Origin of the sequence: Cellulomonas sp. JH27-2 (assembly GCF_014837175.1) — a bacterium.
Taxonomy (GTDB): domain Bacteria; phylum Actinomycetota; class Actinomycetes; order Actinomycetales; family Cellulomonadaceae; genus Cellulomonas.
This window is the reverse complement of record NZ_JACYFR010000001.1, coordinates 923,105-936,059: the sequence shown is the minus strand read 5'-3', so window position 1 is coordinate 936,059 and position 12,955 is coordinate 923,105. Positions and strand designations below refer to the sequence as shown.

The 12,955-nt window shown below is 75.8% G+C and carries 8 protein-coding genes; 6 read left to right on the top strand and 2 right to left on the bottom strand.

Annotated elements, in window-relative coordinates; translation table 11 throughout:
* Positions 1-102 precede the first annotated feature (102 nt).
* Entirely contained in the window at positions 103-1,782 is a 1,680-nt protein-coding gene (locus tag IC607_RS04445; RefSeq protein WP_191785752.1) for a sodium:proton antiporter, read from the top strand.
* 29 nt (positions 1,783-1,811) lie between these two features.
* Here IC607_RS04445 and IC607_RS04440 read toward each other — a convergent pair whose 3' ends face one another.
* Positions 1,812-3,089, bottom strand: coding sequence for an amidohydrolase (locus IC607_RS04440; protein ID WP_191785751.1), 1,278 nt, complete (start codon positions 3,087-3,089; stop codon positions 1,812-1,814).
* Positions 3,090-3,169: 80 nt separating this feature from the next.
* On the opposite strand from IC607_RS04440, the gene IC607_RS04435 reads away from it, so the two are divergent.
* The gene (locus tag IC607_RS04435) at positions 3,170-3,949 is read left to right on the top strand and encodes an alpha/beta fold hydrolase (RefSeq protein WP_191785750.1); all 780 of its coding nucleotides are present in this window, start codon (positions 3,170-3,172) and stop codon (positions 3,947-3,949) included.
* 39 nt (positions 3,950-3,988) lie between these two features.
* Here the strand turns inward: IC607_RS04435 and IC607_RS04430 are convergent, their stop codons facing one another.
* Positions 3,989-5,254: an MFS transporter gene (locus IC607_RS04430; protein WP_370525998.1), complete on the bottom strand. Its 1,266-nt coding sequence runs from the start codon at positions 5,252-5,254 to the stop codon at positions 3,989-3,991.
* Positions 5,255-5,407: 153 nt separating this feature from the next.
* On the opposite strand from IC607_RS04430, the gene IC607_RS04425 reads away from it, so the two are divergent.
* The 4 genes from IC607_RS04425 to IC607_RS04410 are packed head-to-tail and all read left to right on the top strand — an operon-like array spanning position 5,408 to position 12,906.
* Positions 5,408-6,319 (top strand): ABC transporter ATP-binding protein, encoded by a 912-nt coding sequence (locus tag IC607_RS04425; protein ID WP_191785749.1) that lies wholly within the window; start codon positions 5,408-5,410, stop codon positions 6,317-6,319.
* Complete coding sequence (locus IC607_RS04420) at positions 6,316-7,011, top strand: ABC transporter ATP-binding protein (protein ID WP_191785748.1); 696 nt, start codon at positions 6,316-6,318, stop codon at positions 7,009-7,011. The genes IC607_RS04425 and IC607_RS04420 overlap by 4 nt, the downstream gene beginning before the upstream one ends.
* A complete protein-coding gene (locus tag IC607_RS04415; RefSeq protein ID WP_191785747.1) occupies positions 7,004-10,171 on the top strand; it encodes an FtsX-like permease family protein in 3,168 nt (1,055 codons plus the stop codon). The genes IC607_RS04420 and IC607_RS04415 overlap by 8 nt, the downstream gene beginning before the upstream one ends.
* Complete coding sequence (locus IC607_RS04410) at positions 10,168-12,906, top strand: hypothetical protein (protein WP_191785746.1); 2,739 nt, start codon at positions 10,168-10,170, stop codon at positions 12,904-12,906. Before IC607_RS04415 ends, IC607_RS04410 begins: the two co-directional genes overlap by 4 nt.
* Positions 12,907-12,955 lie beyond the last annotated feature (49 nt).

Sequence of the window (12,955 nt, the reverse complement as noted above, 5' to 3'; positions counted from 1 at the left end):
TGGTCCCCCCGGTCGGGCCTGACGGGTCGTCGGAGTCCCGTCAGCTCACGGCAAGCCTACGAGCGGGCTGCGACACGGCACCTCACCTGCCAGTCTGGGCCGATGGGCGAGCTGTTGGTCGTGGTCGGGGCGCTGCTGGTGATCGCGGCCGCGGCTGTCCTGGGCCCCCGGCTGCGGGTCGCGGCGCCGCTGATGCTCGTGCTGATCGGCGTCGGCGCGAGCTTCCTGCCGGTGTTCGACTCGGTCGCCATCAACCCCGAGCTCATCCTGGCGGGCGTGCTTCCGCCGCTGCTGTACTCGTCGGCGGTGTCGATGCCGACCATGAACTTCCGCCGCGAGTTCGGGGCCATCAGCGGGTTGTCGGTGCTGCTGGTGCTGGCCAGCTCGCTGCTGCTCGGGCTGTTCTTCGTCGTCGCCATCCCCGACCTGGGCTTCGCATGGGGCGTCGCGCTGGGTGCCGTCGTCAGCCCGACGGACGCGGTGGCGACGTCGATCATCAAGCAGACGCCCGTGTCCAAGCGGGTCGTGGCGATGCTCGACGGCGAGAGCCTGCTCAACGACCCGACGGCCCTGGTGCTGCTGCGCACGTCGATCGCCGCGGCGGCCGTCTCCTTCTCGGTGTGGCGGACGCTGGGCACGTTCGTGTACTCGGTGGTCGTGGCGGTGATCGTCGGCTGGGCCGTAGGGCGCGGCAACCTGCTGGTCCGACGACGTGTCACCGACCCCACGGTCAACACGGTCATCTCCTTCACGGTGCCGTTCGTGGCGTCGATCCCCGCCGAGGCGATCGGCGCGTCCGGGCTCGTCGCCGCCGTCATCGCGGGTCTCGTCACCGGCATCCGGGCACCCCGGGACCTCTCGCCGCGCAACCGCCTGTCCGACTCGCAGAACTGGCGCACCGTGGAGCTGGTGCTCGAGGGCGCGGTGTTCCTGACCATGGGGGTGCAGATCAAGTCGATCGTCACCGACGTCGAGGACCACCACGCGGGCGTGGGCACCGCCGTCCTGGTGGCGGTTGGTGCTCTGGTGCTGACGGTCGTGGTCCGCGCGGCCTACATCGCGCCGTTGCTCGCCGCGCTCGGGGCCAAGTCGCGCCGGTACGTCGGGATGCAGGACCGCCTCGAGGACATGCAGGTCAAGATGCAGTCCGACGACGGTCGTCAGGCGACCCTCGACGAGCTCAACACACGGCCGGGCCGCACGCTCAAGGAGAGCGACCTGGACCGGTTCTCGGTGCGGGTGACCCGCGGTCTGGCTGACATCGAGTACTTCCGCCGCCAGCCTCTGGGGTGGCGGGACGGGACGGTGGTGGTGTGGGCGGGCATGCGCGGCGCGGTGACCGTGGCGGCGGCGCAGACGCTGCCCGCCGACACCCCGCAGCGACCCGTCCTGGTGCTGGTCGCGTTCGCCGTGGCGCTCCTGTCGTTGGTGGTGCAGGGCGGCACGATCGGACCGCTGGTTCGCTGGATCAGCCGGGGCGACGAGGGCACGGACGCCGAGCAGGCCGCGTCCGATCAGGCGCAGTCTGAGCAGGCGCGCATCTTCGACCTCCTGCGCGAGGCCTCCGAGCAGATTCCCGAGCCGCCCGGGGTGCACGACCAGAGCCGCGCGGGGTTCGCGGCCTCGCGCAGCCACCGCCTCGCCGTGCTCGGTGCCCAGCGCACGGCCCTGCTGGACGCGCGGGACAACGGCACGTTCGACGCCGACGTGCTGGAGAGCGCGCTGGCCAACCTCGATGCGTCCGAGATCGCGATCGAGCTGCGCGGGAAGATGGTGACGTAGCGACACCGCGCAGGGGGTCGCGGACGTAGCTACCCCAAGCGGTCCAGGGCCGCGCCGACGAGCAGGGCGACGCCCAGGTCCAGGGTGGGCTGCGGGACGGGCGCGAAGAACGGGGAGTGGTTGGGGGCCACGCCCGGGGGGAGCGAACCCATGCCGGTGGCCGCCGCGAGGTTCACGCCGGCGAACGCCGACGGGTCCCAGCCGCCCAGGTTCCAGTAGACGAGCGGCACGTCCGAGGCCGTCGCGAGCTCGCCGACGTCCTCGCTCCCGGCCAGCGGGGGCAGCGAGAAGACGGCGGGCGCGCTGCCGGCGGTCTCGATCGCCTCCCGGTGCTCGTCGAGCACCTCCGCCAGGACCGCGCGCGTGCGGGCGGACGCGTCGATGTCGTTGGCCGTGGTGCCGAACGACGCGATGGACTCGAACTCCGGTGCTGCCGGGGCGTTCGACGCGGCGCACTCCGCCTCGACGATGCGGTGGATCGCGGCGATCACGCGCGTGCGGACGTCCTCGGTGAAGGAGCGCACGTTGACCAGCAGCTCCGCGCGGTCCGGGATGATGTTGGCCTGGGTGCCCGCGCGCAGGGAGCCGACGGTGACGACGGCCGACTCGGTGGCGCCCACCTCACGGGCCACGATCCCCTGCAGCCGCATCACGACGGCGGCCGCCATCAGCACGGGGTCGACGGTCGCCTCCGGGCTCGACCCGTGGCCGCCCTTGCCGTGCAGCACGATGCGCAGGGAGTCCGCGGCCGCCATGGCGACCCCGGGCGTCAGGTTCACGGTCCCGACGGGGAACGGCATGACGTGCTGCCCGAGCACGATGTCCGGCGCGCCGCCGATCCGGTCGTAGAGGTCGTCGGCCAGCATCGTGCGCGCGCCGCTGCCCACCTCTTCGGCGGGCTGGAACAGGGCGAGCAGCGTCCCGCTCCACTCGTCGCGCCGGTCCGCGAGCTCCGACGCGGCACCGATCAGGCAGGTCACGTGGACGTCGTGCCCGCAGGCGTGCATGAGCCCGCTCGCGACGCCGTCGACGGTCGTCGTGGTGTCCGTCGACGCGTAGTCCAGGCCCGTGCGCTCGGCGACCGGCAGCCCGTCCATGTCGGCGCGGAGCAGCACGCGCGGTCCGTCGCCGTTGGTCAGGACACCGACGACGCCGGTGCCGCCGATCCCTTCGTGCACCTCGAACCTGCGCTCGCGCAGGGCCGCCGCGGCGATGCCCGCGGTGCGGTGCTCGGCGTACGCGAGCTCGGGGTGACGGTGCAGGTCGGTGTAGACGTCGAGGAGCTGCGCGCTGGTCAGGGCGGTCATCCCGCCATCATGACCCCCGCGGATCGATCGTGCGGACCTCACCAGGAATGACGCGCCGACGCCCGCTAGGCTCCGGAGCCGTGCAGCCGCTGACGATCCACCGGTACGGCAACCCCGACGCCCCGACGGTCGTGCTGGTGCACGGTCTGACCGACGCGGGCACCAACTGGCCCGACCTCGTGGCGCACTGGGCCGACGCGTGGGACGTCGTCGCACCGGACCTGCGCGGTCACGGTGAGTCGCCGCGGTTCGAGCCGGACCAGCTCGACGACGCCCCGGACGTGCTGCTCGCCGATCTGCTGGCACTGCTCGACGAGGTAGCGGCACCTGACCGCCCCGTCGTGCTCGTCGGGCACTCGCTGGGCGGCATCCTCGGCCTGCGCGCCGCCCTCGCGCGCCCGGACCTCGTGCGCGCGCTCGTGCTCGAGGACCCTGCCAAGCCGGACGGGACGCGACTGGACCCCGTGTTCATCGAGCAGAACCTGGCGTTCGTCGAGGCCGTCACGGCCGACCCGGCGGGCGAGATCGAGAAGGCGCTGCGCGAGACGCCGTGGACGCGCACCGAGATCGAGGCGTGGGCCGCCGTCAAGCCGCTCGTTGACCGCGCGTACCTGCGCCGCGGGCTCTACCTGGGCGACCCCGCCTGGGAGGAGCTGTTCAACGCGCTCACGGTCCCGACCCTGCTCGTGCTGCCAGAGGTCGCTCCCATGGCACCGCGGGCCGACGAGCTGCACAACGACCTGGTGCAGACGGTCGTGGTCGCGGGAGCGGGCCACTGCGTGCGCCGCGACCGGCCCGAGGACTACCTGCGGGCGGTCGACGCGTTCCTCGCGGAGGTCGTCGGGCACTCACGGCACTGACGGCGCTGCCGGCGCTGACGGCGCTGACGACGCCCGTCGTCAGAGCTCGGCGTGCGGGGAGGCCGGGGTCTCCTGCACGTCGGACGTCTGCACGTCGGACACCTGTGCCGGCTCGGGGCGTGCCGGGAACGCGCGCCGCGCCACGAGCACGACGACGAGGCTCACGGCCGCCAGCGCGGCGGCGACGAACGGCAGCGTGCCGAGCCCGGGACCGGACAGCACGGCGGCACCCAGCGCGGCGCCACCGCCGATGCCGATGTTCGCGGTCGCGTTGACCAGCGCGCCGATCACGTCGGGCGACGCCCCCCGCGTGCGGATCGCGGCCGTCTGGAACACCGAGGCCATGGCGCCGAACGCCCCGGACCACGCGGCGACGGCGACCAGCACCTCGGCCCGCGCCGGGAAGACGAGCCCGAGCGCCAGAAGCGCGGCCGCCATCAGGGCGTGCACCGCGAGTGTCCCGCGCCGGGGTGCCCGGTCCAGGAAGGACGCGGCGACGGCCGTCCCGACCATCCCGAGAGCACCGAGCCCCAGCAGGACGGGCCCGACGGCCGCCTCGTGCAGCCCGGTGCCGAGCAGGAGCAGCGAGACGTAGGTGTAGATCGTGTACTGCGCGAGGTAGGTCAGCGCGTTGGTGCCGGTCACGACCGTGAGGGCGGCCCGTCGGTCGCGCCGCGAGTGGTCGGCGGGCGGGGCGTCGTCGCTGCTCACACCGGGCAGGAGGGTTGCGACGAGGACCGTCGCGAGCGCGCAGCCGCCGGCCAGCACCGCGAAGGCGTTGCGCCAGCCGACCGCGTTGCCGAGCGTCGTCGACAGGGGGACCCCCAGCACGAAGCCCGCTGACGCACCCGCGGTGACCAGCGCGAGCGCCCTGCCGGTGAACTGCGGCGCGACCAGGCGGGACCCGTACGCGATGCTCAGCGAGAAGAACAGCGCGTGCGCGAGGCCGCCCAGCGCGCGGCCCGCGGCGACCAGGGCGAAGGACGGCGCGAGGGCGACGAGGGCGTTGCTCACGGTGTAGGCGACCAGCGTCCCCATGAGCAGGCCCTTGCGAGGCAGACGCCGGGTGCCGATCGTCAGCGGCACCGCGAGCGCGGCGACCATGAACGCGTAGACGGTCACCAGCAGGCCGGCCACCGACTCGGTGACGTCGAGGTCCGAGCTGATCTGCGGCAGCAGGCCGACCGGCACCATCTCGGTGGTGACCGCGACGAACGTCGCCAGCGTCAGGGCGACGAGACCGCCCGCCGCGGCCCGCAGCGTCCCGCCCGACGCGGCACCCGGGCGCCGGTCCGCCGCCCTCACGACCGAGCTGGACGGTGGGCGGCGCGGTCGATCACCACCTCAGCCTGCGCCGCGGCGGCGGGCACGGCAACTTCCCACCCGGCGGCCTGCGGCTCGTGGGCGCCGTGGGGGCCTACTCTTCCGGTGCAGATCCGTCCGACGAGGGAGCCGGTGGTGTCCGACAGCACGCTCGAGGCGTTGGGCGGCCGCGGCGCGCCCACACCTGCGTTCGGCCACGACGCGCTCGTCGTCTGCGACAACCTGGTGCGGATCTACCAGACCGGCAGCGTCGAGGTGCAGGCTCTGCAGGGTCTCGACCTGCTCGTCGACGCGGGCGAGATGATCGCGCTCGTCGGCGCCAGCGGGTCCGGCAAGTCCACGCTGCTCGCGCTGCTGTCCGCCATGGACGCACCCACGGCCGGGCGGGCGCGCGTCGGGCGGTGGGACCTCATGGCGATGAGCTCGCGCGACCGCGTGGCGTACCGCCAGCAGATGGTCGGGGTCGTCTGGCAGCAGACGTCGCGCAACCTGCTGCCGTACCTGACCGCCCGGCAGAACGTCACGACCCCCATGACGTTCACGCGCCGGCGGCGCCGGTCGGCGCGGGCGGGCGAGCTGCTGGACCTGCTCGGGGTGGCTCACGTGGCCGACCGGATGCCGCGGGAGATGTCGGGCGGCGAGCAGCAGCGCGTCGCGATCGCCACCGCGCTCGCCAACGAGCCGCAGCTCCTCCTGGCCGACGAGCCGACCGGGGAGCTGGACACCACGACGTCCCAGGAGGTGTTCGACGCGCTGCGGACCGCGAACCGGGAGGCCGGCACCACCGTCGTCGTCGTCACGCACGACCCGTCGGTGAGCGCGCAGGTGGAGCGCACGGTCGCGATCCGCGACGGGCGAACCAGCAGCGAGGTGCTGCGCCGGGACGCCGACGGCGACGTCACGCACGAGGAGTACGCGGTGATGGACCGTGCCGGGCGCGTGCAGGTGCCACGGGAGTACCGCGAGGCGCTCGAGCTGACCCGACGCGTGCGGATCGCGCTCGAGGGCGACCACGTGAGCGTCCGGCCCGACGGGAGCCCGCGTTGACGGCCGGTGCGGAGGTGCACGTCCGGGGCGTGCACCGCACGTTCGGTCAGGGCCGCTCCGCCGTGCACGCGCTGCGCGGCGTCGACCTCGACGTGTCGCCCGGGGAGCTCGTCGCCCTCGTCGGGCGCTCCGGGTCGGGGAAGACCACGCTGCTCAACCTCGTCGGCGGCCTCGACCGGCCCGACGAGGGCAGCGTGCTGGTGGACGGCACCGAGGTGGCCACCCTCACGGAGGACGGTCAGGACGAGCTGCGCCGCGAGCGGGTCGCGTTCGTCTTCCAGACGTTCGGCCTGATACCGGTGCTGACCGCCGCGGAGAACGTGGGGCTGCCGCTGCGCCTGCACGAGGCCCCCGCGGCCGACCGGGAGCGCCGCGTCGAGCTGCTGCTCGACCTCGTCGGGCTGTCCGCGCACGCGCTGCAGCGCCCCGACGAGCTCTCGGGCGGCCAGCAGCAGCGGGTCGCGATCGCCCGGGCGCTCGCCGCGTCGCCACGCCTGCTGGTGGCCGACGAGCCCACCGGCCAGCTCGACAGCGAGACGGGCCTGTCCGTCATGGCGCTGATCCGCGGCGTGGTCGAGGCGGAGGGGATGACCGCGCTCGTGGCGACGCACGACCCGGTGATGATCGCGCTCGCGGACCGCGCTGTGCACCTGGTGGACGGCCGGCTGGTGGAGGACGCCGGGCATGGGTGAGCTCGTCCGACGGCGCGGGCTCGCCCAGATCGGGGTGCTCGCGGCCGTGCTGGCGGTGATGGTCGCGGGCTCGGCGCTGGTCGGGGTGTGCGTGATGCTGACGACGGCCTCCCCGCAGCGCGCGCTGCAGCTCGCGGTGGTCCGCGCGCCCGCCGCCGACGTCCAGGTCGGCGTGGCGATCGGCTTCCCCGACGACCCCGCCGACACCGTCGACGAGCTGGTCGCGACGACCGCCCGGGACCCGCACGAGGCGGTCGCGCAGGCGACGTCCCTGCTCACGGGCGTCTTCGGCCTTCTCCCGACGACGACCACGACCTGGTCGTCGACCGTCATGGAGTACCTGCCGTCCGGCGGTGGCGGCCTGCGTCTGGGGTACCTCGCCGACCTCGACGACCCGGCCACCCGGGCGACGCTCGTCTCCGGTCGCTGGCCCGACGCGGCGGGGGAGGTCGCGGTGCCGGCGACGGCTGCGAAGGCGCTGCGGCTCGACGTGGGCAGCGCGACGTCGCTCGCGGCCGAGCCCGGCGGCGGTGGTCGGGAGCGGACGGTGGTGGGCACCTTCGTGCCGCGCCCCGGTGCCGGGTGGGACGAGGACCCGCTGCAGGGCGCAGGCACGAGCCCGAACTACCGCGGCTTCATCCCGGCCTACGGGCCGTTCGTCGTCGCGCGCGGCACGCTGGCCGGCAGCGACGTCTCGTTCCGTCGGGTGACGATCGGCGTGCACCCTGACCTGTCGGGCGCGAGCGCGGCCGACGTCGCCCGGGCAGGGACCGCCGCCGACGCGCTGGAGGGCGAGCTGGGCAGCGCGCTCGGTGCCCGGGCGCAGAACGTCGTGCCCGACCTGCCGTTCGTCCGGACGCTCGACGGCGCGCGGGAGCAGCGGGGTGTGACGAGCTCGGGCGTCCTCGCGGTGGCGCTGCTCGGCGGTGCGCTCGCCGCGACCGCCGTGCTGCTGGCGGCGCGGATGGTCGCAGCCCGGCGCGCGCCCGAGGCCGCGCTGCTCATGGCACGCGGGGCGAGCCGCGGGCGCCTGGTCGCCCAGGCGGCCGGCGAGGCCGTCGTGCTCGTCGTGCTGTGCGTGCCGCCGGCCACGGTGCTCGCGCTCGTGCTGTTCCGGTCGCTCGGCGACGCCGTCGGTCTGGGGCCCGTGGGCATCCCCGACGGCGGGATCGTTCCGCTCGTCCTCGTCGTCGCCGCCGTGGCGCTGGCCCTGGGCGCCCTGCTCGTCGTGCCGTGGTTGCGGTCGCGGCCCCTGCGCGGTCTTCGCGACGACCGCGTCGGCGTGGTGGTCCGCTCCGGCGCCGACCTGGTGCTCGTCGCGCTCGCGGTGCTCGCCTACCTGCAGCTGCGCGACCACGGTGTCGCGACGGGCGCGGTCGCCGACCCTGTCCTGGTCGTCGGGCCCGTGCTGTGCCTGCTCGCCGGTGCGGCGCTCGCGCTCCGCCCGCTCCCCCTGCTCGCGCGGAGGGCCGACGCGCGCGCCGCGTCCGCCCGGTCGCTGGCGCTGCCGCTCGCCGCGTGGGGCGTCGCCCGACGACCGCAGGGGACCGCGGCCGCGTTCCTGGTGGTGCTGGCCACCGCGTGCGCGACGTTCGGCGTCGGGTTCGCCGCGACGTGGACGCAGTCCCAGCGTGACCAGGCGGCGGCAGCGGTGGGTACCGACCTGTCCGTGCCGAGCCACGTCGAGTCGCTCGGCGGGGGAGACGCCTTGCGCGCGGCGACCGGTGGGCGCGTCAGCCCCGTCACCAGCCGGAACGTGACGCTCGGCTCGCGGGCGCAGCGCGGGGACCAGGCCGTGCGGCTGGTCGCGCTCGACACGCGGCACGCCGACGGGCTCCTGCGGGGTCGGCCGCCGGCGGGCGGGTGGACGCGGACCACGGCGGGCCTGGCCCCCGCCGGACCGGTCGGGGGTCTGCAGCTGGCCGGCCCCGGCGCTGACCTGGTGGTGACCGGGTCCGCCGGGGAGCACGTCTCGATCGACGTCGCCCTCAGCCTCGTCGTGCAGGACCGCGACGGCGCGCGCGCCACGCTCCCCGTCGGGACGGCACCCCTCGACGACGCCCCGCACGCCCTCGCCGTCGCCGTGCCGCCCGAGGTGCGCGTGGTGGCCGTGGACGCGCGACTCACGGCCACGGGCGAGGCGGACTACGAGCAGGACCGTCAGGTGCCGTACTCGCTCGACGTGACGGTGCGCGGCGCGACCCTCACGCCCGGGACCTGGTCGTCCGCCCTTGCGACCACGACCGACTACGTCGTCGCGTCGCTGGACCGCATCACCGCCGCGGCCGTGCCCGACGGTGCGCGGCTGACCCTCGCCGGCACCGCCTCCTTGCCCGGCCTGTACTGGACCGAGGGGGTGCTGACCGCGCTCGCCTTCCAGCCCGTCGACGGCGTGCCGGTGGCGGTCTCGACGCGCCTCGCGGACGCGCTCGGGCTGAGGGTGGGGGACCGGGTGCAGCTCTCGCTCGGCGTCACGCTCGTGCCCGCGACGGTGCGTGCGATCACGCCCTACGTCCCGTCCCAGCCGCGCGCCATGGCGCTCCTGGCCGACGAGGACGCGCTGTCCCGCGCCGCCCTGAGCCGCGGAAGCCTCGACGGGCTCACCGACGCGTGGTGGGTGGGCGGTGTGATCCCCGCCCGCGCCGCCGCGACGCTCGAGGCCCAGGGGGTCGGGCCTGTGACGACACTCGCCGCGGCGGCGCACGAGGCCGTCGACGGGCCTCTGCGCGCCGCCCAGCGAGCGGCGATCGGGCTCCTGGTCGTCGCCGCGCTGGTGCTCGCGACGGCCGGGACCGCGCTGCACGCCACGACGGCGCTCGACGCCCGCGAGGTCGACGTCGCGCGCCTGCGCGGTCTGGGCGCGTCGCGGCGGTCCGTCCGCACCTCCGTCCTGGTCGAGCAGGCGGTGCTCACCGGGCTGCCGGTCCTGGCCGGCGCCGTCGTCGGCGCGCTCGCGTGCTGGGCCGTCGGACCGCTGCTCGCCGTCTCGGCCCACGGGCTGCCGCCGGTCCCCGGTGCCGTGGTCCGGTGGCCGTGGGCGGCCCAGCTGGCGACGGTCGTCGGGCTGCTCCTCGCCTGCTCGCTCGTGATCGTCCCGCTGGCGGCGCGGGCGGTACGTCGGGCGACGATCTCGCGGCTACGGATGGACGGCACGACGTGAGGGCGGCGTGGCGCGTCGCCCGCGCCGACCTGTGGCCGCTGCTCGTCACGATGGTCGTCGTCGCGCTCACGGTCGCCATCACGGTCGCCGTGCCGACGCGGCTGGCCGACGGTGCCGACAGCGCGGTGCGGTCAGCCGTCGCGGACGCCGACCCGCCCGCCGACCTCGTCGTGACCTCCACCTACGGTCCCGGCAACTCCGACGCCACCGCGGACGCGTCGGACACCGTCTCGAGCGTCGACGACGCGGCGCGCGCGACGGTCGCGGCGATGCCGAGGTCGCTCGAGCCCGTGTTCGGACCTCCCACGGCCGCCGCCACCAGCACCGACCTCGGTGTCAGCACCGCCCGGGTCCCGGCCGGCGGCGTCCTGTGGATGACCTACCTGTGGGCCGGGTCCGAGCCCGCCGTGCGCTGGTCGGCCGGATCCGCCCCGGGGGCACCCGGGGCGGACGGCGCCGTGCAGCTCGCGCTGTCCGACGCGGTGGCCCGGACGCTCGGTGTCGGCGCGGGCGACACGATCACGGCGATCAAGCCCGACCACTCGGCGCTGCCGGTGCTGATCACCGGGGTGTTCGAACCCACGGACCCTGGTGCCCCCGTGTGGTCGGCGCTCCCTCAGGTTCTGCATCCCCAGGTGGGCGGCGCGGCGAACGCGCCGACCACAGTCGTGGCCGGGCTGCTGTCGGCGGCCTCGCTGCCCGCCGCCCGTGCCGCGCTCGAACCCGATGGGGTCACGCGGACGTTCCGGTTCCCGGTCGACGCCGGCGCGGTCGACTACGCCGGCTCGGGCGCGCTCGTGCGCCGGCTCGCCGCCCTCGAGGCGGACCCGGCGACCCTGCAGGCACCGCCCCCCTCGCCGCGGGTCACGACCCAGCTCGACGCCGTGCTCACCCAGGCACGCGAGCGCGTGGCGGCGACGAGGTCGCAGGCCGGCGTGCTGCTGACCGGGCTGGCGAGCGGCGCAGCGCTGGTGCTGCTGGTCGCGGCCGAGCTCCTCGCGCGGCGCCGGGCCGAGGTCCTGCGCACGGTCCGAGCCCGCGGCGCGAGCCTGGGGGACGTCGCCCGGCGGTCCGGCGTCGAGGCTGCGGTCGTCGTCGGGCTCGGTGCGGCGGTGGGGGTCGCAGTCGGCCTGCTCGTGGCGCCCGGGCCCGTGACGTGGCCGTGGGTCGCCGTCGTCGTGGTCGTCGGTGTTCTCGTGCCGCCCGGGTTCGCGATGGCCACGGCCGCGCGCAGCGAGGCCCGCCGCGTGTCGACCGACCTGCACCAGCGGCGCCTCGCGGGACGTGTGCGGGCCGTGCGGCGGGTGTCGGCGGAGGTCGCCCTGGTCGTGCTCGCCGCGGCCGCGCTGGCGGTCCTGCGCCGACGCGGCGTCCTGTCGGCCTCCGACGCGGGGGACCTGCTGCTCGCGGCCGCGCCGGTGCTCGTCGCCGGCGCGGGCGCGGTGCTGCTCTGGCACGCCGTCCCACCGCTGCTGCGTGGCGCGCTGCGGATCGCCCGCCGGTCCCGCCGCGCCGGCCCGCTCCTGGCTGCGGCGCGAGCCCGCTCCGGGCGATCGGTCCTGCCGTTCGTCGCGCTCGTCGTCGTGGTCGCCCTCGCCGCGCTCGCCGGCACGCTCGTCGCGACCGCGCGGGCCGGGCAGGCGCAGGGCGCGTGGGACGTCGTCGGCGCGGACGCGCTGGTGCGGACGCCGTCGCCCGATCCGACGCTGCTGGACGTCGCGGAGCGGCTGGCTCGCGCGGACGGTGTGGCGGCGGTGGCCGTGGGTCGCGTCCAGGAAGGGGTCCAGGTCTTCGGGGTGCGCGGATCGCCCGAGGTGCGGGTGCTGGCCGTGGACCCGACCGCGTACGCGAGGCTGCTCGCCGGCACTCCGTTCGGGGCGGCACCGGGCCTCGGCCGGCTGGCCGACGCGTCGACCGAGGCGGGCCGTCCGAGCTCCGCCGCCCTCCCCGCGCTCGTCGACGGTGCGCTGCTCGGCCATCGGGTCTCCCTGCGGTGGGGGAACGTGACGGTCGATCTCGACCCGGTCGGCCGCGTCCCGGCGCTACCGGCGCAGCAGCCCGACGGCACGCCTGCGGGACCCACCGTCGTGGTGGACCGGGCGGCGCTCGCCGCGGTCGTGACTGCGGCGGCCGCGCGGGACGCGGACGCCACTGCGGGGACCGCTGGTTCGTCGTCGGACCGTGCGGACGTCGCGGACCCGAACACCGTGTGGGTCGTGGGTCCCCGCGCTGCGACCGCGGCGCGCACGACCGGCACGGGGACGACGACGCTCACCCGTGAGCAGTGGCTCGCGGAGCGGCGGGCGGACCCGCTGACCGGTGCCCTGACGTCGCTCGCCATCTTCGTCGCGAGCGTGTCCGCCGGGTGGGCCGTTCTGCTGGTGGTCCTGGGTGCGGCCGCGACGGCGCCGGGGCGCGCGCGGTCGCTGGCGACGGCTCGGGTGCTGGGCCTGCGCCGACGGGACTCGCCGCGGGTGGCGGCCGCCGAGCTGCTGCCGGCCACCCTGGTCGCGGCGCTGGGCGGCACGCTGATCGGTGCGCTGGTGGCGGGTGCGGTCGTGGCGCCGCTGGCGTTGAGGCTGGTCACGGGGCAGTCCGTGGATCCGCACGTGGTGGCGCCGTGGTGGCTGGCAGTGCCCGCCGTGCTGCTGGTCGCGACGGTCGTGGCCGTCGTCGCGGGCGAGTCGTCGGCCCGGCGTCGCGAGTCGCTCGGCCAGGCGCTGCGCATCCGCTGAGGCGTGCCGGACGCGGTGCGGTGCGCGGGCGCCCACGGGCTCGCGGCCT

What these genes read in the sequence shown, in the direction of transcription:
- IC607_RS04445 (WP_191785752.1), top strand. Translation starts at nt 103, where the DNA reads ATGGGCGAGCTGTTGGTCGTGGTCGGGGCGCTGCTGGTGATCGCGGCC.
- IC607_RS04440 (WP_191785751.1), bottom strand. Translation starts at nt 3,089, where the DNA reads ATGACCGCCCTGACCAGCGCGCAGCTCCTCGACGTCTACACCGACCTG.
- IC607_RS04415 (WP_191785747.1), top strand. Translation starts at nt 7,004, where the DNA reads ATGGGTGAGCTCGTCCGACGGCGCGGGCTCGCCCAGATCGGGGTGCTC.